Origin of the sequence: Parabacteroides chinchillae, from assembly GCF_900108035.1 — a bacterium.
Taxonomy (GTDB): Bacteria; Bacteroidota; Bacteroidia; order Bacteroidales; family Tannerellaceae; genus Parabacteroides; species Parabacteroides chinchillae.
In genome coordinates, this window is the sequence record NZ_FNVS01000011.1 from 83,089 (window position 1) to 109,836 (window position 26,748).

Genomic DNA, 26,748 nt, shown 5'->3' on the forward strand with positions numbered 1-26,748 from the left:
ATCAGATCTTTTGATCTGCTTCCAAAATCGTTTTTATAATATAATCCTGTGTTTCAACCGTCATTTCAGAGTAAATCGGAATTGATAATACGGATTTTGACAAATCGCCTGCCACCTTTATCTTATAAGGAATAAAGGCTGTGTCCTTAAATGCCTCCTGATCCTGCAAAGGTATTGGGTAATAGACTGTAGACGCAACTCCCTTTTCTTTCAGGTATTGTTGGAGAGAATCTCGTTTTCCATCTTTCACAACCAATGTATATTGGTGAAATATATGCTGTGAGAAAGTTGATTTTTGAGGAACTTCAATATGCTTACAAGAAGACAACATTTCATCATACCGGACAGCCAATTTTATTCTATTATCATTAAATTCATCCAGATATTTCAACTTCACATCCAGAATGGCTGCTTGTATCGTATCTAAGCGTGAATTACAACCTACCAATTTATGATGATATTTTTCGGTCTGTCCATGACTGGCTATCATCCGGATTCGATCTGCCAACCGACGATCGGACGTCATCAAAGCACCTCCGTCGCCATAGCATCCCAACGGCTTGGAAGGGAAGAATGAAGTAGTACCGACATGGCCTAACGTTCCGGCTTTTTTTACAGTCCCGTCTTCACAAATATAACCAGTCCCCAAGGATTGGGCATTATCTTCTATAACATACAAATGATAAGATTTTGCAATTCCCAAAATGATTCCCATATCACATGCCTGTCCGAATAAGTGTACTGCAATAATCGCTCTAGTCCGTCTGGAAATACACTGTTCGATCTGCCAGGGATTAATATTAAATGTCCACGGGTCTACATCGACCAACACCGGAACCAATCCTAAGAGAGTAACGGTTTCCACTGCTGCCACATAATTAAATGCAGGAACAATTACCTCATCTCCCGGACGCAGCCCTAATGCCATCAATGCAATCTGTAACGCATCCGTTCCGTTACCACAAGGTATTACAAAAGGAATTTCCAAATACTCCTCAAGATGAGTTGCAAACTCTTTTACCTGTGGACCATTAATAAAAGCTGTGCTTTCATTTACAGTTAAAATAGCCTCATCAATTTCACCTTTTAAACGATGATACTGACTACGCAAATCCACCATCGGAATATTCTTTCCTTCCATAATAATATCGTATTAAGTAGTTATTTACTTTACCTCACTACCTGGTTTTACCTCTTTCTCAGGAGTAATAACGGCCAATTTACCGTCAAAATTTTCTGCAGAAAGGATCATACCTTCCGAAATTATACCTTTTAACTTACGTGGAGCCAGGTTTGCAATAAAACAAACCTGTTTACCTACCAATTCTTCCGGGTTGTAATGTTGTGCAATACCCGAAACGATCGTACGTTTTTCCAGACCGTCATCAATACGGAACTGCAAAAGTTTATCTGCTTTCGGCACTTTAGCACATTCCAGAATTGTACCTACACGGATATCTAATTTCAGAAAATCATCAAACTCGATATTTTCACGTACCGGTTTTGCTCTATAATTAGCCTCTTCGTTTGCTTTTTTGGTATCCAATAGTTTTTGCACCTGAGCCTCTATAACAGCATCTTCTATCTTTTCAAATAAAAGTTCAGCTTTTCCCAATTGATGTCCGGCTTTCAACAAATCTGTCGCACCTAAACGACACCAACCAAGCGGTTGCACATTCAACATTTTATTCAATTTTTCCATGCTGAACGGAAGGAATGGTTCAAAAGCAATTGCCAGGTTTGCAGTAATCTGCAAAGCAATATTCATAATTGTAGCGACACGGGCCATATCTGTCTTTGCCAACTTCCATGGTTCCATATCTGCCAGATACTTATTACCGATACGTGCCAGGTTCATAGCTTCTTTCTGTGCATCACGGAAATGATAGGTATCCAACAAACGTTCTACATTGGCTTTTACATCTTCAAAATCTTTTAAAGTCTGACGATCATAATCGGTCAGTTCACCTGCAGCAGGTACTTTTCCTTCAAAATATTTCTCGGTAAGCACTAATGCACGGTTGACAAAATTACCTAAGATGGCAACCAACTCATTGTTATTACGTGCCTGGAAATCTTTCCAGGTAAAATCATTATCCTTTGTTTCCGGAGCATTTGCAGTCAGGACATAACGTAATACATCCTGTTTACCCGGCATATCTACTAAATATTCATTCAACCAAACAGCCCAGTTTCGCGAAGTGGAGATTTTATCACCTTCCAGGTTCAGAAACTCGTTAGCCGGTACATTTTCCGGTAAATTATAAGAACCTTCGGCCTTCAACATGGCAGGAAACACAATACAGTGAAATACAATATTATCTTTTCCGATAAAATGAACCATCTTCGTTTCAGAATCTTTCCACCAAGTCTCCCAACTATCAGGCAACAACTCTTTTGTATTAGAAATATAACCAATAGGTGCATCAAACCACACATAAAGAACCTTACCTTCGGCTCCCTCAACCGGTACGGGAATACCCCAATCCAAGTCGCGGCTTACTGCACGAGGTTGCAACCCCATATCCAGCCAGCTTTTACATTGACCGTACACATTCGATTTCCATTCTTTATGCCCTTCCAAAATCCATTCACGCAAAAATGGTTCCCATTTATCCAGCGGTAAATACCAGTGCTTGGTCTCCTTCATTACAGGCTGGCTACCACTAATAGCCGATTTCGGGTTAATCAGATCCGTAGGGCTTAAAGACGTACCACAAGCTTCGCATTGGTCGCCATACGCTTTTTCATTACCGCAATGGGGGCAAGTTCCGGTAATATAACGGTCGGCCAAAAACTGTTTGGCCTCTTCATCATAGTACTGTTCGCTTGTTTTTTCAATAAATTCTCCCTTATCATATAAAGTACGGAAAAAGTCGGAAGCCATTTGATGGTGCGTAGGAGATGTCGTCCGGGAGTAAATATCAAATGAGATTCCAAATTCTTTAAAAGACTTCTTTATAATAGCATGATAACGATCAACAACATCCTGAGGAGTAATCCCCTCTTTCTTTGCCCGTAATGTAATAGGCACACCATGTTCATCCGAACCCCCTATCATCAAAACCTCTTCACCTTTTAAACGAAGATAACGTGCATAAATATCGGCAGGCACATACACACCGGCAAGATGACCAATATGTACCGGTCCGTTTGCATACGGCAACGCCGTAGTTATCAGCGTCCTCTTAAATTGTTTTTCCATATCTTTGCGTTCTCTTTTTAAGATGCAAAGGTAAGGAATTATTATGAAAGTCTGATATTGGAGATTCTTATTCTATTTCATACCTTTGAATCAATTTTTAATAATATACATTATGAAAACACCTGTTATTTTAATTTCATTACTTCTTTTCTCGTTTTCTTTTTCAATAAAAGGACAAATCGTTTATCACGATGCATCCAATTTTCCTCTTTTAGGTAAAGCTACAGAGAATACTTATACACGCTATAGCCGTTTGCCTGAATCTCTAAAGTCCATATCGAGAGGGCCCGTCTGGGAACTTGGTAAAAACAGCGCGGGGCTTGCCATCCGCTTTCATTCCAACTCCACAACCATAGCTGCCAAATGGGAGGTTCTGACCAACAATCTCATGAACCACATGACCCCGACAGGAACAAAAGGACTTGACCTTTATTGTCTGCTTGACGGAAAATGGACATTCGTTAATAGCGGACGGCCAACAGGAAAAGATAATACGGCAACTATAATTTCCAACATGAAACCGGAAGAACGGGAATATATGCTATATCTCCCATTATACGACGGAACAGTTTCTTTAAGTATCGGTATTGACTCGCTTGCAGAAATTACACAACCTAAAATAAACTTGCCCGTAAGAGAAAAACCCATCGTATTTTATGGCAGCAGTATTCTTCAGGGAGGATGTGCCAATCGTCCAGGCATGGCACACACAAATATTCTTTCCCGCTGGTTAAACCGGGAATGTATAAATCTGGGATTTAGTGGTAACGCATTGTTGGATCTCGAAATAGCAGAATTGATCTCCGAAGTGGATGCCTCCATGTTCGTATTAGACTTCGTGCCTAATGCCAGTGTAGAGCAAATGAAAGAACGGGCTGTTAAGTTCTATACCATCATTCGCGAAAAACATCCAGATACACCAATCCTATTTATAGAAGATCCCATATTCACTCATACACGTTTCGACCAGCAAATTGCCAGGGAGGTAAAAGACAAAAACGACGAGATCAATGCAATCTTCCGTTCGTTAAAAGAAAAAGGAGAAAAAAATATCTATATGCTTTCCTCCAAAGATATGATCGGCCACGATGCAGAAGCAACCGTCGATGGGATTCATTTCACAGACTTAGGCTTTATGAGATATTCGGAATTACTTTATCCGGTATTGAAGAAACATATAAAGGAATAATCAACCACTTACAAACAATTTGCTCCGCTTATCATCCAATAATTGGATGATAAGCGGAGCAGTTTCTTTCTATTCTTTGTCACTCAAACACCAATTTGCACTCATCCAAATATAATACACTACTTGTACTTCCTACAAAATAATCACCATATTTACTAGCTGAAGCTACTATAACTATATAAGTAGGTTTTGTAAAATAGTCTCGATACTTAAGTTCTATATTAAAAGATTGGTAACCGCTTGTTGACTGATCTGTTTTTAACTCGCCAAATGCAATCATAGACTCATTATTCCAGGTAAGATCAACAAATGTCTCCGTTACTGTATTTACCCGGAAAGGCTTTGTCCAATTAAACAACCCTATGTATATATGACAGGAATCTTTTTGCCCCTTCATATACCCATATTTATCATTATCCGCTTTATCAATAATTCCAGGTGCATAACTATAATATCCTTTCATCCGGGAAGGGCGCCCTGTATATGGACGGCCAAAATCAAGTTCCGCTCCTTTTGTTCCTCCTGCCAAGCCTACAAAACTACCTGAATATATATTTCCGGCAGCAAATTTTATAATAACATATTTGGAAGCCATTTTTATAGCGCTCCCTTTTATCACATTTTTCTTTTCTTCCATAGTTGGAAGATCTGAGCCTCCAGCCAAACTTGCTCCTTTATTTCCTGTGTCCCAGAAATAATTATCCGCAGATAGATCAATATCCGGATACCATACTTTTCCTTCTAAAAACCATGAGTCAAAATTAAGGTTTGGAACTTGTTGAATAGCATCCGTAATAAACTCTTTCAGTCCTTCTGTTTTACCATCCACTGTTAACTCATATTCATACGTTGTTTCCGGTTGCAAATGAGTCATCATAGCAAGGAATGAACCATTTTCTTCAATAGTTATTTCATTCGGAAGTACAGACTCCCAAGAATCTTCTCCTTTTTTACGATATTGTGCTGAAACCTGCTTCGTCTTTGTCGTACCGGATAAATAAGCTCGTTTAGTCCATGCAGATAACTGAGCAGACTTCTCATCATCAGAAGGATGCATTATACTTACAGTCCATATTTCAGTTTCCCCGAACGCTTTTACTTCAAACTTCTGAGGACGTCGAAAATCATGAACCGTAACAGGATTAGGGTTAGTCTCTGCAATGGAACTTCCCAATTGCATGTTCTCTATTTCTATATTATCGAATTTGGGTTGTTCGTCTTTATCCACATAGATGATAACCTGCTTGTTCAACTCGTCAACCAAAGGCGTACCTGTTTGATTTTTCACCTGGAATATACGATTGATTTCATGTGAAACATTTATTGTCCACTGATAATCCTGGTATATCTTCAATAATAATGGAACAGGCTTTTTAAAATTCATTCGGGTATTGGCAGTTACAGGTAAGCTGTCCACCGATACAAAACCTGTATCTGGAAAATGAGCAAAATCAATACAACTCAACGCATCAGGAATAACTTTTGCTCCTTCTGTTACCACAAGTTTTTTTATACGTATATCTACTAAATCCAGCGTATCAGCAACTTTTACCATAACGGTATTGGCATCGTCGTCTATTTTAGCGGATATCATCCCATCCATATCAATTTCAAGAATTTCTCCTTTGATTGTAGGATAAGGAATATCATTTTCTATACAGCTCTGAAAGGAACCAAGTATACAAACCAATATTCCTATTATGGAAAGCTTATATGTAGTCATATTATTTGTTTACAGATAAAAAACAATACCTAAATCAATAGATAACAGATTTATTTTAAAATTAGCAGAACTGGAATGGCGGGAACCTTTATAAACCTGATCTTTTGTCTGGTCGTACCAGTTAAAATTCAGACCTGCTACATTAATCGATGCCTCTACGGCCGTAAAATCATTCACAAAGCACGTAATACCCGGAGCTACGCCAATATTTAGATTATGCTTTAGTTCGTGCAGCCCAGATAAATCAACACCCAATCCCGTAGTGCCTTTACTTTGCGAATAGCCATAACTAAGACGTGCTTCGTTAAACAGTCCAAACCGTTTGCTATCACCCAAATTCAAATAAGTACGAAGAAAAATAGCTCCGGAATACGTATTAGCCGTACTATTATAATCCTGTATTTCAAAACTCAGGTCATCGCCCAACGCCAATTTAATATTATCCAGTTTTGTAAAGGTACGCGAATAAGCAAAACGGCCTCCAATACTAATATTATCCCGAATAAAGTAGCTCACCAAAGGTGTCACCTTAAATGTATATCCTTCACTATTTATCTCTTTCAGTACTGATAAAAATTCAAAATTATCATCAACATGCTCCGAATAAGAGAACGTGGCACCTACCATCCATTGACCTTTTGGTATAAAGGTTTTCATTACAATTCCACGATCATATTTTGTTTTTCTTGTTTCCTTCGTCTCTTTGGCAAAGACAAAAAGAGGAAAGAAACAGATCAGAAATAACAGTCTTTTTTTCATTTATTTTATTTTATCTTGCGGATCATCAAACAATAATTCAAATTCATCAATCAATAATACACTACTGGTACTTCCTGTGAAATAGTCACCATATTTACTAGCTGAAGCAACAACTAATATATAAGTTGGTTGACGGTATTTATCTCTATATTCAAGGTCTATCCTAAACTGTTCATACTTCTCCATTTTTTTATTAGTTTTCAACTCACCAAATGCAATAATACTTTTATTATCCACACTTAAATCAACAAAAGTCTGAGAACCTGTTTCCACTCTGAATGGTTTAGTCCAATCACATAAAGCGATGTAAATATGACAACTATCTACTGTTCCATTCAAATTCAAATAACTTCCTTTGTCAATTGTCCCCGGAGAATACTTATAATATCCTTTCAAGGCTGTTGGTTTACAAGAATAAGGAATTCCAAAATCCAGCCGAGCCTGCGTCGTCTGATACAACTCCACAAAATCCCCTGTATAAAGGTTTCCTGCAGCAAATTTCACTACTGCGTATGTTGATGCCAACTTTGCAGCAGACCCCTTTATAACATCTGTAGTTTCTTCCGTTGTAGGAACAAAACCAAAGCTTGCTCCACCTTCATTTCCAGAGTCCCAAAGATGGTTACTCTCTGTTCCAACATATTGTGCTTTGCTTTTCGTATACCACGAATCAAAATTAGAATAAGGTATCTGTGCTTCATCCCCTGTTTGGAAGCTACCTTCCTGTTCATCTCTATCAGCTATTACTTTATAAGAATAAGCAGTATTCTTTATTAAATCTTTAATTTTCACAGAGAATATATAGTCTCCATCGGCAGTCTCTTTTATATCTGACGGGGTCAGTGGTGCCATCATCCAAGATTCATCATCTTGCTTTTTATAATAAACAGCTATATTTTCATTCGTACCCGCTGTTGCAGATAAATAAACAAATGTAGACCATACACCAACAGTTGTTTCTACAGCCACATTCGGTCTTACCTCTATCAATACAGTATCCTCTACTTGCTGCCCCAACTTATCACGAGCAATAACCGTGATAGAATGTGATGTTTTCTTTCCATCCTTCAGAGGCAACTTACTTAACAAACCAGAAAAATCCAGATTTGTTTCTATAGCAGCTTCTGCTAATTGAGGAATACTAATTCCCAGGCCAGACAATCTGCTTCGCACATTATCATCCATTTTCATCAAATCGATATAAGCAGGAAGCCCTTCTGTTTCATTAAAATAGGTAGACACAAGTTTTAATGCCAACAATTGCAAACCATTTTTTGAAGTAATTGCTGAAGACAATTGAGTATTGGCAGGATTTGTCTCCTTTATATTCAATTCGCCATCCGGTGTTGTCACTATCTTCGGCATATTTCTTCCAAAGTCATCTTCAAATACCGGGATCTTCAACGTACATTCTATATCATTCGTTTCTTCATCCACAGTAATATCAAAATCACCACCGGCTTCAGGACTATCCGGTTCTTCCCCTATTGAAAAATTCAAACGATAATGTTCTCTTGCTTTTACATTCGGCAATTCCTTTACGATCTTATAGGCTGTTCCGTCATTATTTACCAAATTCAATGTTACATTTAACTTTGAAGGTGTAAAATAGCCTGCTCGAACCTCTTCCTCGTCAAATATAAGCTCGCCACTAGCATTACCAACTGTAACTTTATACCCGGTAAAAAACTTTTTGAGTAAATCGGAATATTTTACAGTTACCTTCACATTCGCTAATGTACAAACGACCTCTGCTTCTTTCATGGTTGCTTTCACCACTTCGATTGTATCTACTCCAAAATAGTACGGTTTATCAAAAGCTGCTTTTCCTGCATATTTGGTACCAGCCTTTACATGATACAAGCCTACAGGAAGTTGTACTTTTCCCTTAGCTCCCAAATCTTTATCATAATTTTCAAAAAATTTCACCGTATCACCCGTTGCCGCCTTGCAAATTGCCACGCTTACCGGTTCCACGTCTGCTTCAGACCGCGTTATCACATCCAAGTCTTTTGTTGTAGAAACATACAGATAGCCTTCTTCTATCAGGTTATCTTTTTCTTCACACGACGGGAAGAATACCAAAAGAAATAGCAACACGCCTATATATCGTTTCATATTTCTCATTACTTAATGATTATTGTTAATGTTTTAGGCAAGCTATTTCCAGCCTTATCAGTAACATTCACCTCAAACTTATAAGTTCCAGCACCTCCAAGCATTTTCATCATAGATGTCACATCCAACGTATATTCCGTATCTCCTTCCTTCGGACGTACTAAGCCTACACCATCCAATATCCCAGTCATTGTTGGCGTCAGATTAAGCAAATCAAACGGATTTTCCGGACCCAAAATTGCCTCCAAAGCCGGAGCTACAATTTTGACAACTACATTCTTCAACCCGGCAGAGGCCTTAATTGTCACTTTTACAGGAACAGAGCCGGCAGTAGCTTCGGCATCCGTCATTTCAAGCGGAGAATCCAATCCGTTTCCGGTTATAGATATAGCTCCCCCCGGCTCATCTGTTCCATCATCCGGATCAGGAGGCAATGTAGGCGCTTCTATATTAATTACCGTGTCACGGGTATGCATAGTTATATCTACTGTTATCCCGGGTTTTACCAATTGATCTATTACTGAATCAACACTGACATCTATACCCAATATAATATTATACAACGCATTAGGAGCTGCCTTCTCTATCTTGTGCTTCGACACAATATCCAATCCTTTATGCGTAGTAGAACTAATAATCAGATTTATATTTTCATCCGAACGGAAATAGGCAACCCGTTGTTCCTCTTTATCCAGAGTAAGAACTCCGGCTCCATTAGTGACAACCACTGAATAATCGTCTTTAAATACTTTCAGGAAATCATCATTGTATTCAACATTCACTTTAGCATTCTGCAGCATGCAATTCGTCTTGATCGTACTCACAACTCCCGGCTCAATCTCACATAATGTATCTCCAATAAAATAAGGAGCATCGAAAGCAGCTTCATAGAGCTCTCCCCACGAAGCACGAATCGTATATTTGCCCTTCCTCAGCAACAACTCTTTTGTTTCCTGATATTCTCTGTAGGAGTCAAAAGTTTTGACTACCGTACCTGTCGAATCAATAATCTGCACTCCAAAATCGTTGATATCAACAGTAGCAGCCACATCCGCCTTCGCTTTTGTTTCCGGCGTATCACTTTCGGGCTGAAGATTCAACTTTAAATCCAACACTCCCGCCACTTTCGGATCGGAAGGAACCTCATCCGGATCAACAGGTTTTATTCCGCCTGTCAACTCTTTTTTCATTTCACAGGAAGTAAATCCAACTATAAATGAAATGATTAAGGCTATCGTATATAATACTGTTTTCATAATACTTGTATGGATTTAACGATAGGTGATTCTTTATAGGCATCCAACGTTACAATCAGATGATCGCCAGCTTTTAATTCCTGCTCTGCACCATCCTTAATATGCTTAATATCTCCGGCAAAGTCTATCCGGGTTCCGAATTCTTTAGAGGTACCTGTCACATGAACTGTAAATAACTGACTTACGGTAAAGAAAGCGGAACGCTTCTCTTTTTCGGTAAAGATTAATTCCGCACGGCTGTTAGTAACGGAGACTTTAAAGTCGGAATTAATCATGTTCAAGAAGTTATCCGTATATTTCAAAGATACTTTGATGCTTTGATGTTTACAATGTATCTTTATTTCCGTTACCGTATTCTCTTCAATAGCAAATGGTTTATTTCCCCGGTAACACGGTTTATCAAATGCAGCTTCCGGCAACACTCCCGAAGATGCTTCTGCTGTATATGAACCAACCGGAAGCACCAAAGGCATTCCTTCTTTCTTCAATTCAGCAAACGTATCGAAGTTCTGTTTGATCGGGTTCCCACTTGCATCCTTTATCACAATATGAAATGTGTCTACATCTACAGTAACTGCAGATTTAAGAACGACAGGGATATCGGTTCCGTTCTTAGTGTCCATATCGAGAGATAAACGACCAACAGCCGATATCTCCTCATCTTGCTGGCATGAAATTATTATACCAGCAAGGAACAACAATAATATATAATGTATCTTTTGCATAATGTTATTCGTAATTGAGTTTAAGGTTCGAAATTGTTAATTGGCTACCGATAATTTCTGATCCAGGAGCTGCAAATGCAGAGCCTTTAGCATCATCCTTTTCCAGCGTTCCTCCAGCATCATCTGATTTTAAATATATCTCAAGACTTTTTGCTATACGGGAACTCTTAGGATAGTCTAAAATCACATTACATATACCTGTCCCTGATGTCATTCCATATTCTTTTGTTGTAATAATTTTATCTTCATCATCTTTAACTATTATAGAAACATTAAAAGAAGAATTTCGATTATTTTTCAACGAATATTTATAATTAAATGATAAAGATAATGGACGAGACGTGAATGTCATATTTGAATTATCACTATTAAACGATAACATACCTACGGTCTGTTTTAAAAGATAATGACTTATAATCCAAGAAATTCCCGTTTTCGCAGCCCAACCAACCGTACGAATTAATGTCTCTCCATCTTTTACCATTACACTTGCAGCCGATTCATATACATTACCATTACCACTCTGCATAGACTCTTTATTTGACGTATCCCATCCTTTTGTCGTCTCGTCATTATTATCCCACGGATACCAAATTGTTCGTCCACCACTGCCATATGTTTCTGAAGTCCATTTATCAATCCCTTTTTCTGAAACATTCGGCAACTGCATAATTGCCTCTGTTGTAAATGTCATTTCTTCAGATTTATGTTTCCCATAAACCGCCCTAACTGCATAAGACTTCTCAGGGGTCAAGCCTTTCAAAATAGAGACAGCTTCTTCATCTGCATCAAAAGTTGCATTTTCTGGCACAGGCACCCATGTATTAGAATCATCTTTATATTCAAAGCCTGTAATCGCATCTACTTTACCACGTACCACTTTAGCTCTCAAAAGTGCACGCTTAGCATAGGCATCGCCATTCCATTCCGCATCACCATTCATCGTCATTTCAAACTTAGGCGGAGCCACAGCCACATTCAAATTACTTGTCGCCGTATAAGTGGTTCCTTCATATAACGAGTTTACATTTAACACATAGGAAGCTTTTGACACTTTTCCTTCCGGCGTTTCCAATTTACTAACAGATTCTGAAAAATCAAAAGTTTGTCCATTAAACACAATACCAGCATTTGTTGCCAACTCTTGTAATGTAGAGCCTGTATATGTCTGTTTGTTTCCATCAACACCTATAACTTCCAAAGAACAAGAACTAATACCAGACTTCGTTTCCACTGTTGCTTTATAGTTTTGCAAAGTATTACTTCCATCCGAACTCACTCCTCCTTCAATAATATTTTCTTCCAAACCGCTGGTAAAACCATATACTGTTATTTTCGGCGCAACGTCCGGAACCATTTTTACACGAAGGGTCAAAGGATCACTTTTATGCGGATTCACTAAAGAGTCTTGTACCTGCAATATATAATCATAAATATGAACACTTTTATCGCCTGCTGCATTACGAGGCAATTTATTTACCATTGCTGTAAAATCGATAGTTACATCCTTTTTCTTTAATATCTCCGGCAATGTCAAACCTTCATTTGCATTTATAGCATTAATAGCACCGTCTTTCGTTGCCAAATCATATTCTCCAACAACTGCTCCATCCTTCTTTTTTGTCAACCAGCAATACTTGATCGTGCCAGGGGCAAAAATACGCACCTTGGCCATATCTTTATTATCTCCTGCAGCCAACGAAATGGCATCTTCATTAGCAAAACCCGTACTTTCCAGAGCCACAGCCTTTACTGGTAACATATAGTCGGGTACATAAATATTGACCGGTACATCAATCGTCTCATTATTGATTGTCACTTTTACTGTTAATCCTCTATCTGGTCGTGTATTCGGTGTAGAATTGAATGTTACCCTAACATTATCCTTTGGTTTCACAGAAGGAATAGTTATGGTATATTTCTTTACTTCTCCCGTATCGGGCGTAGCTGTAAGAACTCCTTTCAAGTCCTCTCCATCCGTATTAACCTGAAACCAACCGGAACGGCTTTCATCTTGTTCAAATACAAAAGGTTCCGTTGTATGAGAACTTTCAAACGTAACAGTATATTTAGGATAAACGGCTTTAAAACTGTCCGTATAAAACACCAACACCCGGGCATTAACCAACTCACAGGTAACATCCAGCTTGGTAGTCATATTTTCTTTAATTATAAAATCGGAAATTCCTTCAAAACGAGGAGCATCAAATGCAGCAGCGACTTGTTTGCCCATTGAAGCACGAATTTTGTAGTCACCACGTTCCAGTTCAACAACATCAGGCATATCCTTATACTGGTCGAATGTCTTTACAACACTATTCTCATTTCCTTGAAGGATTTCAATTTTGTACTGGTCAGTATCCAAAAACGGAGTCCAGTTAAACACTGGCGACTTAGTAACCACATTACCATTATCAACGCCTGTTGTGTCCGCCCCTAAACTCAATTGTAAAGAGCCGGCATGTTCAACACCGCCCAATTTATCCGTATCACACGAGAAAAGGCATGCTGCTACGATCAGCATGCTGAAAGAATACAACATAGCCTCCAACAGGCTATGTGCTAATTTACTTTTTTTCATTATATAGTAAATAATTACTTAATTCAGCCTCAATAAAACACAAACAAAAAATAAAATAATACCCTTCTTCACCTATTAATAAACCGATGCAAAGAAACGACAACTGCATAAACTTAGCAAGGTCTATTTATTCGATTACATGTTCTTTTTTTTAGAAATTATATAAAAGGTAATATTTTAACATGCTGATTTTGCATAAAAAGGAATTAGTGCCATTTCGTTCGTGTCCTATTTTTCAGAAATAAACCTTATACAAAAAAGCAAATCGACCCTTCGCAAAATGCAAGCTGATAAACCTGTTTGAACCTTATTTAAATTTCATCGGGATGTTTTTATAAAATCACCTCGATGATTTCTCAAAAACATCCCGATGATTTTAAAACTTACCTGCCCACGACTTTTTTCTTATACAACAATCCGTTGTTTAACCAACTATTGTAAAATTAAAACCTAATTTTCAGACAGCTTCTAAAATCATTTTATCTTTGCACATACAGAAATATATCATAGAATGGAAAACGATATACCTAAAATAGATCTGCCGCATGACTGGGTAATAGGAACAAATGTCACTAAAGAAATCCTGAGTCTTTATACTGATTTCCCATGCCGGTTAAAAGCCCAGATTTTTGTACTATGCATGCAGGGAGAGATAGAAGTATCTATTAATCTGACCCGTTTCCAGGTAAAACCATGCTGTTTCATCACAATTCTACCAGGTTCTATTTTCCAGATACATACCATAAAAGGTGATTTACGTATCTATTTTATAGGGTTTTCTTCTGATTTCATCAACAATACCAATATCACAAAACCAGCATTAGATGCCATATATTCAATAAAAGAAACTCCTATTATACCTCTAAAGGAAGAATCAGCCTATCTAATAGAAGACTATTTTAAACTATTGATCAAGACTTATGCTAATTTTCAATTAAGCAAAGATATATTAAACCATCTTCTATCAGGCATATTATTAGGTGTTGGAGCAATATATAAAGACAAGGTTCCAAACAAAACAAATCTGTCCAAAGCCGAACAAATAAGTAAAGACTTCGGACAACTCGTTATGCAAAATTACACCACGCAACGTAATGTTGCGTGGTATGCCAAGCGGCTTGGCATCACTCCTGCCCACCTCAGCACCATTGTAAAACAGGTAACTGGCAAAACTTGTATCGAAATCATTACTCAAATGGTAATTATGGATGCAAAAACCCAATTAAAATCAACAGATTTAACTATTCACGATATTGCATATTCACTAAACTTCACAAATATGTCTTTTTTCGGCAAATATTTTAAGAGAAATGTAGGCATGGGGCCTCAGGAATACAGAAATAGCTAAGGAGAATTACGTACCCCAATTTTCCCTATCCAGATTACGATAATTAATGGCCTCAGCTAAATGGGAAGAATGTATATCGGAAGAACCATCCAAATCGGCAATGGTACGGGATACTTTTAATATACGATCATATGCCCGTGCAGAAAGATGAAGGCGCTGCATAGCATTTTTCAAAAGCAATAAACCCGTTTCGTCAGGGACAGCGTATTTGTGGAGCAACCGGGTAGTCATCTGTGCATTACAATAAATATCATTGCAGTCAACAAAACGTTTTTGCTGAATTGCGCGAGCCTTCACTACACGCTTACGAACCAGCGCACTGGACTCGGAAGGGCGTTGCTCAGATATCTTTTCAAAAGGAACCGGAACTATTTCAATCTGTATATCTATACGGTCAAGTAATGGACCGGAAATACGGTTCATATACTTTTGTACAGCTCCGGGAGTACACAAGCAGGGACGTTCCGGATGATTATAATAACCACAAGGGCATGGATTCATCGAGGCTATTAACATAAAGCTAGCCGGATAATCGACAGTAAAACGTGCTCTGGAAATACTTATCTTACGATCTTCAAGCGGCTGGCGCATGACTTCAAGAACACTACGATTGAATTCCGGCAGTTCATCAAGGAAAAGGATTCCATTTTGTGCCAGGCTAATTTCTCCGGGTTGAGGAAAGCTTCCGCCGCCAACCATTGCTACCGTAGAAATTGTATGATGCGGAGAACGGAACGGACGTTGAACCATAAGAGATGTATCACCACTTATCTTACCTGCAACCGAATGTATCTTAGTTGTTTCAAGTGATTCCCGTAATGTAAAAGGAGGCAAAATTGATGGTAAACGTTTTGCCAACATAGATTTGCCGCTTCCCGGTGGCCCTACCATTATTAAATTATGGCCGCCGGCTGCAGCAACTTCTAACGCTCTTTTTACATTCTCCTGGCCGCGAACATCCGAAAAATCATAATCAAAAAAGTCCTGCTGCTCATAAAACTCTTTCCGGGTATCTACAATTGTTGGTTGCATTATCTGGTTACCATTCATAAACTCGATAACCTCTTTAATATTAGTTGCACCATACACATCCAGATCATTTACAACAGCAGCTTCACGAGCATTCTGCTTCGGAAGGATAAAACCTTTAAAACCCGATTCCCTGGCTTTAATTGCTATAGATAAAGCTCCTTTTATAGGTAAAAGGCTTCCATCCAATGACAGCTCACCCATCAGCAGGAATTTATCAAGCAGAGAGACATCCAGTTCTTCTGCTGCAGCCAATATCCCTACGGCCAAAGGAAGGTCATAAGCCGAACCTTCTTTCCGGATATCCGCTGGAGCCATATTTATAACAATTCGATTTCGGGGAAATTTATAACCGCTTACCTGTAATGCTGATATTATCCGTTCATGGCTTTCACGAACAGCAACATCCGGCAACCCTACCAAAAAGAACTGGATTCCTTTCGTACAATTTACTTCAATAGTGACAACAGTAGCCGAGATACCCTGCAAGGCAGCAGCATAGGATTTTACTAACATAGTTAAGATTTATAAGTTATAGTCGGACTTCTTATCTTTCAATCAGATTTTCCAACGTCTGTTTTATTTCCGCCCCATTATCCGTTTTCAAAAGGATCTTACCTTCTTCATCTATTAAAAAACAACGGGGTAAAGCATTCACATTATATAAATCGATAAGCATTGTGGCTTGTCCGGCTGAATCGGTTACCAGATTCCAGTCAATGCTATCTTTCTTTAATACATCGCGAACGCCTTTTTGATTATCGTCCAGGCTGATTAATAAAATATCTAGTTTTTCTTTTGGATATTCAGTTGCTACCTTGTCCAGATAAAGGTCTTCTGTTTGGCACATGTCACACCAGGGAGCAGTAAAAGCCAACAATACATATTTCTGAGAAAACGAATCAAGGCTAACCGAATTCCCATATATATTTTTTACTGTAAATCCGGGTGCTTCGGCTCCAATAGCTGTCCGTTTTGCACGGGCACTGGCTTGTTCCAACTCACGCACAAGATAAAAACTCTTTATCTTCGGATCTAGCAAAGCTAATAATTCATCTGTTTTACGTGTATCTTCGGCATCATTAAAAAATAACTGAATCAATACAATAGATGCTTCTTCATCAGGATTTTCCTTTATATATTCCATAGCGTGCTCCGACAATTGCAAATTTACATTTGCCAAACGTGAAGCTACATCGGCTTCTTCTATCGCACTATTGTATTTCTTTTCGTTTAATATACGATTCAGATCGGTAAATTCTTTTAGCAAAGGTGCTATACCTCTACGCATAGCTGATAATTTATCATTAATACGTCCGCCTTTTACTTGCAGCAACAAAGGATATTGCGCATCTCCCGATATTGTTACTTTTTCTCCCGGCTTCAGATATGCAGTAATCCACCGGGTTTTATTTTCAAAAAACACAGTTACACAATTAAAATCATTTTGTGCCTGTTCAATTACAAAAACGCCTGGCTTTTCGCAAGTTACGGTATCAACAACCTTATAATCACCTCCTTCAAAAACGGCATATATTGTCTGGTCTTCCAGATTTATAAGTTTACCCTCTATCTGGTAAGTATCATTCCTGCCACATGATGACAAAAACAACAAGATTCCGACAAAATATATTAGTTTTTTAATCATTATACCTTCTTTCCCTGTAATAACAGATAATTTGGGGTAAAGATATGAATATATTTTTAAAACAACTTCACAATTCTAATAAAATTAACTCATATATAACAAAAAAAAGCCCAGAATGTAATATTCTGAGCTTTTTAATTCAAATATTTCTAATCGTAAGTAAAAATTACCAACGAATTTTAACCAATTATAACTTAGGACCAGCAGCAACCAAAGCCTTACCTGTTGCGTTGCCAGTAAACTTAGCGAAGTTTTTCTGGAAGCGGGTAGCCAAATCCTTAGCTTTTTCATCCCATTGTGCAGGGCTTGCATATGTATCGCGAGGATCAAGGATATTCGGATCAACACCTGGAAGAGCTGTCGGAACAACAAAGTCGAAATAAGGGATAACCTTTGTAGGAGCTTTATCAATAGAACCATCAAGGATAGCATCGATGATACCTCTTGTATCCTTGATAGAAATACGCTTACCGGTACCATTCCAACCTGTATTTACCAAATATGCCTTAGCACCGGTTTTCTGCATTTTCTTAACCAACTCTTCGCCATATTTTGTTGGGTGCAATGATAAGAATGCAGCACCGAAACAAGCAGAGAAAGTAGGAGTAGGTTCAGTAATACCGCGTTCTGTACCAGCCAATTTAGCCGTGAAACCAGACAAGAAGTAATACTGAGTCTGTTCCGGAGTCAGGATAGATACAGGAGGCAATACACCAAATGCATCTGCAGACAAGAAGATAACTTGTTTAGCGTGAGGTCCTTTAGAAACCGGCTTAACAATGTTTTCAATATGATAAATAGGATAAGAAACACGAGTATTTTCTGTTACGCTCTTATCTGCGAAGTTAATATGACCTTCAGCATCAAGAGTACAGTTTTCCAACAAAGCGTCGCGTTTGATAGCATTCCAGATATCCGGTTCGCTATCTTTGTCAAGATTGATAACCTTAGCATAGCAACCACCTTCGAAGTTGAATACACCTTCATCATCCCATCCGTGTTCGTCATCACCAATCAACAGACGTTTCGGATCTGTAGATAATGTAGTCTTACCTGTACCTGACAAACCGAAGAAGATAGCAGAACTCTTGCCTTCTTTGTCTGTGTTAGCAGAACAGTGCATAGAAGCCATACCCTGCAACGGTAACAGATAGTTCATATAAGAGAACATACCTTTCTTCATTTCACCACCGTACCAAGTATTCAGGATAACCTGGATCTTTTCAGTCAGGTTGAATACAACAGCAGTTTCAGAGTTCAAGCCAAGTTCTTTGTAATTTTCAACTTTTGCTTTAGAAGCGTTCATGATAACGAAATCCGGTTCACCGAAGTTCTTTAGTTCTTCAGCTGTAGGACGAATGAACATGTTTGTTACGAAATGAGCTTGCCATGCAACTTCCATGATGAAACGCAGTTTCAAACGAGAATTTTCGTTAGCACCGCAGAATGCATCAACAACGAACAATCTTTTGTTAGAAAGTTCTTTAGTTGCTAATTCCTTACAAGCTTTCCAGCATTTTTCATCTACCGGCTTGTTATCATTTTTGTATTCGTCAGAAGTCCACCATACAGTATTCTTGCTGGTTTCGTCCATTACGAAGAATTTATCTTTAGGAGAACGACCTGTATAAACGCCTGTCATAACGTTTACAGCGCCCATGTCACTTACCTGACCTTTTTCAAAACCTTGCAAACCTGGTTTTGTTTCTTCAGCGAACAGAACATCATAAGACGGATTGTGTACAATCTCTGTAACACCTGTAATTCCGTACTTGCTTAAATCTAAATTAGCCATCTTGAATTAATTTAAATAATTGACTTATATAATTTTTATCTCACTCAGTAAGTAAAGCGGTTTTAATATACTTATACTCTAACCTTGCTGTTTTTAAGTTCCCCTTGTTAACCGCGGTACAAAAGTAATACATTTTTTTATAGTCCGAACCCTATTAAGGAAATTTTTCAGTAATAATGACTCTTTTCTATGCATTTAACAAAACATGTATTCCATTTGCTCAGTGGAGATTACAATTCACCTCATTTTGCTACTTAATTTCCCAGACTTCACCACTCATAAGCAGGTCATGCAACTTACGAATCGGTTTTTTGGCCTGTACTTCTTCTATCTGCTGGTGAACTGCTTCGTCATATGTAGGAGCATCCACATCACGGATCACACCCAAGGCTACCGGCATATCATCTCCCATCATTGCAAGCATCATGTGAAGTGTATTGTCTTTTTCATGAGCATCATGTACAAGAACATCATCTATTGTATAACCATCTTCTCCTACTGTTACAGCTTTCAGCTTTAAACCTTCCAATACGATACCTTTCTGGTTATCCTTACCAAACAACATTTTCTCTCCATGACGAAGAAAAATAGTACGTTCTGCTCGATATTCCTTATCAACGATACCTTTATGAATAGCATCATTGAAAATGACGCAATTCACTAACACTTCGGTTACCGATGTTCCCTTATGGCGAGCCGAAGCTGCCAGGATTTCAGTGGTATTCTTCAAATCAACATCTATAGCACGGGCAAAGAAATTACCACGGGCTCCTAAAGCCAGCTCTGCCGGAACAAAAGGGTCTTCTACAGTTCCATAAGGAGAACTTTTAGAAACAAATCCTCTATCTGACGTTGGAGAATATTGTCCTTTTGTCAGACCATAAATTTTATTATTGAAAAGCACAATATTAATATCCACATTACGACGTACAGCATGAATAAAATGGTTACCGCCAATAGCCAGACAGTCTCCATCACCAGTTATCAGCCATACATTCAAATCGGGGCGTGCTGTCTTTACACCCGTAGCAATAGCAGCACCACGGCCATGTATCGTATGAAAACCATAAGTATTCATATAATAAGGTAAGCGTGAAGAACACCCAATACCAGAAATTACAGCCATATTGTGAGGAGCTACTCCAACTTCGGCCATCGCTTTATGCAAACAATTCAATACTGCATGGTCTCCACAACCCGGACACCAACGTACATACTGATCGCTTTTATAATCTTTCGGTTGAAATTTTACTTCTTCTGTTGCCATCTTTTTAAGCCTCCATTATTTTAGTAAATTCCTCAACTAATCGTGAGACAACAAAAGGTTGTCCTTTTACACGGTTGAATTTATACGGATTAAATCCTGATATTTTGCTACGTAAGTAATTTGCAAACTGCCCATTATTCTGTTCAGCAACAACAACCTTTTTGTATTTGGAAAGAACCTCTGCCGTATTCTTTGGCAACGGGCTAATGAACTTAAAGTGTGCAAAAGCAACTTTCTTGCCATTTTCCTGCATTGTTTCCATAGTTTCATACAGGTGTCCATACGTTCCTCCCCATCCAACAATCAGCAATTCAGCATCCTTATCACCAACAACATCCAATTCGGGTATATAATCGGCAATCTTATCTATCTTGGCCTGACGGGTAGAAACCATCTTCTGATGGTTAGCCGGATCAGTAGAAATAGCACTCGTTTCATAATCCTTTTCCAGGCCACCTAAACGATGAGCAAATCCTTCTGTACCCGGAACAGCCCAATAACGAACAAAACTGTCTTTGTCACGCCTATAAGCTTTCCATACTTTTTCATCATTATAATTGGAAACATAGTTCGGCTTAATTTCCGGATACTTATCCAGATCAGGTAATTTCCATGCAGAAGATCCGTTAGCAATAAAGGCATCTGTCAATAAAATAACAGGAGTCATGTGCTCAACAGCCAACTTACTAGCCCAAAACGCAGCATCAAAACAATCACAAGGAGTAGAAGCAGCAATAACGACTAACGGGCTTTCACCATTACGTCCGTACAAAGCCTGCATTAAATCAGTTTGCTCACTCTTGGTAGGCATACCTGTTGAAGGGCCACCACGTTGAACATCAATAATAACTAAAGGAAGTTCCGCTATTACAGCCAAACCGATCGCTTCACTTTTTAAGGCCAAACCCGGGCCTGAAGTTGATGTTGCAGCAAGACAACCTGCAAAACTGGCTCCGATAGAAGTACAAATACCCGCAATTTCATCCTCTGCCTGTACGGTAATAACTCCTAAATCCTTACGTTTTGACAACTCATGTAAAATATCTGTAGCCGGAGTAATAGGATAGCTACCCAGAAATAACTGCAAACCTGCCTTTTCTGCAGCAGCAATCAGTCCGTAAGAAGTTGCTTTATTACCATTCACATCCGTATAAAACCCGGGAGTTGCTTTTTTACCTTCAATACGATACGTTGAAACAGAAGCATGTATATTATGACCATAATTATACCCGTCCGTCAAAACCTTAATATTAGCTTTAGCAATATCCGGCTTCTTGGCAAACTTATTCTGCAACATATGCATAGCTTCATCCAAAGGACGCTCAAACAACCAACATACCAACCCAAGGGCAAACATATTTTTGCAACGAAGGGCTGATTTATTATCCAGACCAAACTCAACCAGCCCTTCCTTTACCATTGTAGATATAGGAGCTGCGATCACCTGTACGCTATTCAAACCCAGTTCGGCAAACGGATCATCTGTTGTAAACAAAGCCTTATCCAGATCATTTTTCTGGAATGAATCGGTATCAATAATGACAATTGCATTCGGCTTTAAATGCTTCACATTTACTTTTAATGCTGCCGGATTCATTGCAACCAATACGTCAGCCTTATCACCTGGTGTAAAAATTTTACGTGATCCCAAATGTACCTGGAATCCTGATACGCCACTTAGTGTGCCTTGTGGAGCACGTACCTCGGCCGGGTAGTCCGGAAATGTAGATATTTCATTCCCGAAAATAGCCGACAGATTTGAAAAGATTGTTCCGGTTAACTGCATGCCGTCTCCGGAATCTCCCGAGAAACGCACTACAACCTTTTCCAGAGTTGTAACTTTTGTCTGTTCTGCCATAATATTATATATTAGCTTAATCGCTTATTAATTTAAGACCCTGCACTGCAAAGTAAAGCATAAACTTTACGAGTACAAAACTTTTATTACTTAAAACGCCGAGAGGTATAAATCCAAACTATTAGAGGATAAATTAAAATGATTAGAGACATAACTGTTGACCGGTTTCCCGCAATACATATAGACTCCCGACCTGAAACCGCTATCCGCCTTTATCAGCCCTTGAATCGATCCTGCGTCACCATAAAAAAGAAGTAAAGGAACAAATATATTACTAAAAGCCATTGATGCTGTCCGTGCTACACGGTTACTGATATTCGGCTTACAATAGTGCAATACGCCATATTGTTCAAAAACAGTCGGCTCCTCTGGAGATAAGCAACAGGTTGTTTCAAAACAGCCACCCTGATTAATCCGCAAATCTATTACCAAAGCTCCTTTTTTCATTGTACGGACCAATTCTTCCGCAATTACATAACGGTGGCGGGTATTTATATATCGCATTGCTCCTATCACAACATCGGCACTACGAAAAGCATTTTGTAATACATTCGGGTGAAAAGTAGAGGTAAAAAGTCCTTGCCCCAAAACTTGCTGGATAGTCCGCAGTTTATTTATATCATCATCAAATACTTTCACGGAGGCTCCCAAAGCTAAAGCAGCCCGCGCAGCTACCGTTCCCGCATTACCAGCCCCCACAATAACAACTTCAGTGGGAGAAACACCGGGGATACCTCCAAGCAGAATGCCTTTTCCCCCTTGTACGTTACTTAACAATTCGGAGGCAATGGTTATAGATGCCGTTCCTTCTATTTCGGAAATTACGTTCAATACCGGATATTTTTTATGATCATCCGCTATCAGCTCGTAAGCTATCGCATTAATGCGTTTTGCCATCATCAGCTCGTAGGCTTCCTGAGTAAACAGATTCAACTGAATCATCGAAAACAAGGTAGTTCGCGGACGCATCAATGCAACTTCTGCTTCCAGCGGCGGTAACACTTTTAATATAATATCGGCCTGAAACACTTCGGCTGCCGTAGAAACGATTTCTGCCCCTGCTTCGGAAAAATGATTATCAGAATAATTAATTCCTAATCCGGCACCACTTTCCACCAAGACACGATGTCCGCATCCTGTCAGCATGTCTACTGCTTCCGGTGTAAGGATCAAACGTCTTTCATCCTTATTGCGTTCACGGGGAATACCTATCAGCAAACGATTACCAATTTTACTTATTTCCTTCAATAACTCCTGAGGAATATAAGCTCCCTGAATCTGCCCACAACCTGTCGTTTCCATAACATAATACTATAATATCTTTTCCAAAGCCGCAGATATGGTTTGCACATCCGAATCCGTCAACATAACTTCGGCGTCAAAAACGACAGACGCCTGTTCATAAAACGGACTTCTTTTACTCAAACTCTCTGCAACAAAATCTTTCAATTCTTTTCCTGAATGACCTTTCAGAATCGGACGGGTATGTTTACAAAGTTCTAAACGTTTTACCAATTCATCCACAGAAACACGCAAATAAACGGTTTTACCGTTTCGATTCATAAATTCCATATTTTCAAAAAAACAAGGCGTACCTCCTCCGGTAGAAATCAATACATCTTCAAACATGGATACCTCCTGAAGCATATTACGTTCAATCTTGCGAAAGGTATCTTCTCCTTTTTCGGCAAAAAGCTGTCCCACCGTTTTAAGATAACGGCCCTCTATATAACAATCCAAATCTATAAATGAAAGCCCCAACCGTTTGGATAAATCCTTCCCTATCGTTGTTTTGCCGGCTCCCATATAGCCTATCAGGAAAATACGTCTCATTTTATATCATATAGTTTAACCGCAAATGTAATTATTAAATTGCATTAGGTAATGTAGGGAAAGAGAAAATTATCTCACTATAGCATCCAACGGGTTACTCGTAGCAGTTTTCCAACTCTGCCAACTAACAGTCGTTACAGTAATTACCACAACGAATAATCCACTAACAAAGAATACCCACCAATAAAGAGGCGTCTGCAGGGAAAAATTCTCCAGCCATTTAGCAATAAAATAATGAGCTATAGCACATGCTATCGCAAAACATACAATCAAAATTGTTAAATAGGTTTTATTAAACAAAGCTAATATCTCCATCTCACCGGAGCCTAGCACCTTACGAATGCCTATCTCTTTTTGACGGTATTCATTTTCAAAAAACACAAGACCTAAAACTCCAGTAATTGATCTAATAATAGCAATTATACTGAAAACAAAGACGTTATAGACGTTTTTGAAACCAAAAAGACGAACACCAATCCAATCAAAAACGAAAGTGAACTTACAATTATCGATTCAAAAATATAGTTCACTCTTATAGACGAGTTTGTACCTCCTAGTACTTATGTATATTTATTGACTTCATCCGTTTAGGGATCAGAGCCATGCTCATATTCATAAAATTAATTCCTGCAACAATAATAATTGCAAATGCAACAGACAACCCTAAAACATTTATAATCATAGCTCTCTTAGATCTCTGAAAAACGTTGTATAAGTTTCTGAATATAGATTTCATAATTTTCTAATTTAGTTAGCACTATGCGGTTTATTTATTCATAAGAGAAGAACGGTTATAAAATCGCAAAAAACGTGCCAAAACAGACAACACTATATTCATCAGAGAATTACAAATACAGGAATAAAGCCGGAGTGTCCAATAATTTTACAATACTGTCTAATTATTAGACATATATAAAAAATTGATATTTGGCGAAAATGGCATTTTCAGTTTTTTTCTGTAAGTTTGCAACATAGCTTTATTAATAAATTATTTATCTGTATCATGAGAAAAACACTACTTGAGAAAAAAGCGTATGTTAAACGCACGCTTAGTTTATTTATTTTGATTTTCTGTTCTATTACAGCAGTACAGGCACAAAGCAAAGAGATTACCGTGATGGTTTCGCCCGACAAGGCGGATTGCCTGTATACCGAAAACGAACCATGCACATTCACTATCCGTGTATTCAAAGCGCAGAACGAACTGAAAGATGTAACAGTCGACTATGAGTTGGGGCCAATCGAATATCCGGCAGAGAAAAAGACAAATCAACCGCTCAAAAACGGCAAGTTGGAAGTGAAAGGACGCATGCCTGTTCCCGGATTCCTTCGCTGCAAAGTAACAGCCCATGTAAATGGAAGAGATTATTCAGGCCTTGCCACAGTAGGTTATGCTCCCGAAAAAATAAAACCGGTTACGGACATGCCTAAAGACTTCAAGACGTACTGGGATTCGACTTTGGAAAAAGCCCGTCAGACAGATCTTAACCCGACAATGGTTTTACTGCCCGAACGTTGTACCGACAAAGTAAATGTATATCACATCAGTTTCCAGAACGTCCGCCCCGGATCACGTACCTACGGCATTCTTTGCATACCGAAGAAAGAAGGTAAATATCCTGCACTATTACGTGTGCCCGGAGCAGGCATCCGCCCCTATAACGGCGATGTTTACACCGCTTCACATGGTGCCATAACGCTGGAAATCGGTATTCACGGCATTCCGGTCACCATGACGCAATCTTTTTACAACAACCTTTTCAACGGTGCATTAAAAAACTATTGGCAAATCAACAATACCGACCGTGACGCTTTCTACTACAACCGCGTGATAGCCGGCTGCATACGGGCTGTAGACTTTTTATGCAGTCTTGAGCAATTTGATAATAAAACATTAGGAGTTGCCGGGTCAAGCCAGGGAGGCGCCCTAAGTGTTATCACTGCTGCATTAGACAAACGTGTAACTTTTTACGCTCCCTTAATGCCGGGTATGTGCGATCATCTGGCTTATCTGGAAAAAAGAGCCGGAGGATGGCCGCATTATCTTAGTCAGTCTACAGAAGTTAAGGAAGCGGTTAAAAATGTCTGCAAATATTATGATGTCGTAAACTTTGCCAAATTCCTCACCGTCCCAGGATGGTTCAGTTGGGGATATAACGATGAAACATGTCCTCCTACCTCCATGCAAGCAGCTTATAATACGATAACTTCGCCTAAAGAGTTACATATTTACCCGCAGGACGGACACTTCTGGTATGACGAGCAAGCAGAGGAATGGAGTAATTGGATTTGGAAACAATTGAACATAAACTAAAGATCCATATCGATCCTTAATCATTTAAAAAACATCCCGATCATTTTTTCAAATCATCGGGATGTTTTTTAAAAATGATCGGGATGATTTTTTTATAATA

At 38.8% G+C, this 26,748-nt stretch carries 19 protein-coding genes; 3 read left to right on the plus strand and 16 right to left on the minus strand.

Annotated features, from left to right (window positions below; all coding sequences use genetic code 11):
• Position 1 precedes the first annotated feature (1 nt).
• Positions 2–1,141, minus strand: a complete 1,140-nt coding sequence (locus tag C4S38_RS10125; protein WP_103983648.1) for a DegT/DnrJ/EryC1/StrS family aminotransferase — start codon at positions 1,139–1,141, stop codon at positions 2–4.
• A gap of 24 nt (positions 1,142–1,165) precedes the next feature.
• Complete coding sequence (gene metG / locus C4S38_RS10130; protein WP_103983649.1) at positions 1,166–3,205, minus strand: methionine--tRNA ligase; 2,040 nt, start codon at positions 3,203–3,205, stop codon at positions 1,166–1,168.
• Positions 3,206–3,317: 112 nt separating this feature from the next.
• On the opposite strand from metG, the gene C4S38_RS10135 reads away from it, so the two are divergent.
• Positions 3,318–4,394: an SGNH/GDSL hydrolase family protein gene (locus tag C4S38_RS10135; RefSeq protein WP_103983650.1), complete on the plus strand. Its 1,077-nt coding sequence runs from the start codon at positions 3,318–3,320 to the stop codon at positions 4,392–4,394.
• Between the two features lie 79 nt (positions 4,395–4,473).
• On the opposite strand, the gene C4S38_RS10140 is transcribed toward C4S38_RS10135, so the two are convergent.
• The 6 genes from C4S38_RS10140 to C4S38_RS10165 are packed head-to-tail and all read right to left on the minus strand — an operon-like array spanning position 4,474 to position 13,556.
• Positions 4,474–6,117, minus strand: a complete 1,644-nt coding sequence (locus C4S38_RS10140; protein ID WP_103983651.1) for a PCMD domain-containing protein — start codon at positions 6,115–6,117, stop codon at positions 4,474–4,476.
• 9 nt (positions 6,118–6,126) lie between these two features.
• Positions 6,127–6,876 (minus strand): hypothetical protein, encoded by a 750-nt coding sequence (locus C4S38_RS10145; RefSeq protein WP_234999342.1) that lies wholly within the window; start codon positions 6,874–6,876, stop codon positions 6,127–6,129.
• Positions 6,877–8,994 (minus strand): PCMD domain-containing protein, encoded by a 2,118-nt coding sequence (locus C4S38_RS10150; RefSeq protein ID WP_160034703.1) that lies wholly within the window; start codon positions 8,992–8,994, stop codon positions 6,877–6,879.
• Between the two features lie 8 nt (positions 8,995–9,002).
• Positions 9,003–10,250: a DUF4493 domain-containing protein gene (locus C4S38_RS10155; RefSeq protein WP_103983653.1), complete on the minus strand. Its 1,248-nt coding sequence runs from the start codon at positions 10,248–10,250 to the stop codon at positions 9,003–9,005.
• The gene (locus tag C4S38_RS10160; protein WP_103983654.1) at positions 10,247–10,975 is read right to left on the minus strand and encodes a DUF4493 domain-containing protein; all 729 of its coding nucleotides are present in this window, start codon (positions 10,973–10,975) and stop codon (positions 10,247–10,249) included. The genes C4S38_RS10155 and C4S38_RS10160 overlap by 4 nt, the downstream gene beginning before the upstream one ends.
• 4 nt (positions 10,976–10,979) lie before the next feature.
• Positions 10,980–13,556: a DUF4493 domain-containing protein gene (locus C4S38_RS10165; RefSeq protein ID WP_103983655.1), complete on the minus strand. Its 2,577-nt coding sequence runs from the start codon at positions 13,554–13,556 to the stop codon at positions 10,980–10,982.
• Positions 13,557–14,067: 511 nt separating this feature from the next.
• Between C4S38_RS10165 and C4S38_RS10170 the strand changes: the two genes are divergently transcribed.
• Entirely contained in the window at positions 14,068–14,904 is an 837-nt protein-coding gene (locus C4S38_RS10170; RefSeq protein ID WP_103983656.1) for a helix-turn-helix domain-containing protein, read from the plus strand.
• Between the two features lie 6 nt (positions 14,905–14,910).
• Here C4S38_RS10170 and C4S38_RS10175 read toward each other — a convergent pair whose 3' ends face one another.
• The 8 genes from C4S38_RS10175 to C4S38_RS10210 all read right to left on the minus strand — a co-directional run bounded on the left by C4S38_RS10175 (position 14,911) and on the right by C4S38_RS10210 (position 24,847).
• The gene (locus tag C4S38_RS10175; protein ID WP_103983657.1) at positions 14,911–16,449 is read right to left on the minus strand and encodes a YifB family Mg chelatase-like AAA ATPase; all 1,539 of its coding nucleotides are present in this window, start codon (positions 16,447–16,449) and stop codon (positions 14,911–14,913) included.
• A gap of 31 nt (positions 16,450–16,480) precedes the next feature.
• Positions 16,481–17,581: a TlpA disulfide reductase family protein gene (locus C4S38_RS10180; protein ID WP_103983658.1), complete on the minus strand. Its 1,101-nt coding sequence runs from the start codon at positions 17,579–17,581 to the stop codon at positions 16,481–16,483.
• Positions 17,582–17,768: 187 nt separating this feature from the next.
• Positions 17,769–19,376 carry a phosphoenolpyruvate carboxykinase (ATP) gene (gene pckA, locus C4S38_RS10185; protein ID WP_099464684.1) on the minus strand — a complete coding sequence of 536 codons (1,608 nt, stop codon included), beginning with the start codon at positions 19,374–19,376 and terminating at the stop codon, positions 17,769–17,771.
• 250 nt (positions 19,377–19,626) lie between these two features.
• Positions 19,627–20,643: a 2-oxoacid:ferredoxin oxidoreductase subunit beta gene (locus C4S38_RS10190; RefSeq protein ID WP_103983659.1), complete on the minus strand. Its 1,017-nt coding sequence runs from the start codon at positions 20,641–20,643 to the stop codon at positions 19,627–19,629.
• Between the two features lie 4 nt (positions 20,644–20,647).
• Positions 20,648–22,501 (minus strand): 2-oxoacid:acceptor oxidoreductase subunit alpha, encoded by a 1,854-nt coding sequence (locus C4S38_RS10195; RefSeq protein WP_103983660.1) that lies wholly within the window; start codon positions 22,499–22,501, stop codon positions 20,648–20,650.
• A gap of 90 nt (positions 22,502–22,591) precedes the next feature.
• Positions 22,592–23,803, minus strand: coding sequence for an alanine dehydrogenase (locus C4S38_RS10200; protein WP_099464687.1), 1,212 nt, complete (start codon positions 23,801–23,803; stop codon positions 22,592–22,594).
• 9 nt (positions 23,804–23,812) lie between these two features.
• Positions 23,813–24,334 (minus strand): shikimate kinase, encoded by a 522-nt coding sequence (locus C4S38_RS10205; protein ID WP_103983661.1) that lies wholly within the window; start codon positions 24,332–24,334, stop codon positions 23,813–23,815.
• 69 nt (positions 24,335–24,403) lie between these two features.
• A complete protein-coding gene (locus C4S38_RS10210) occupies positions 24,404–24,847 on the minus strand; it encodes an ABC transporter permease (RefSeq protein ID WP_103983662.1) in 444 nt (147 codons plus the stop codon).
• A 490-nt stretch (positions 24,848–25,337) separates the two neighbouring features.
• Between C4S38_RS10210 and C4S38_RS10220 the strand changes: the two genes are divergently transcribed.
• Complete coding sequence (locus C4S38_RS10220) at positions 25,338–26,648, plus strand: acetylxylan esterase (protein ID WP_103983664.1); 1,311 nt, start codon at positions 25,338–25,340, stop codon at positions 26,646–26,648.
• Positions 26,649–26,748: the final 100 nt, after the last annotated feature.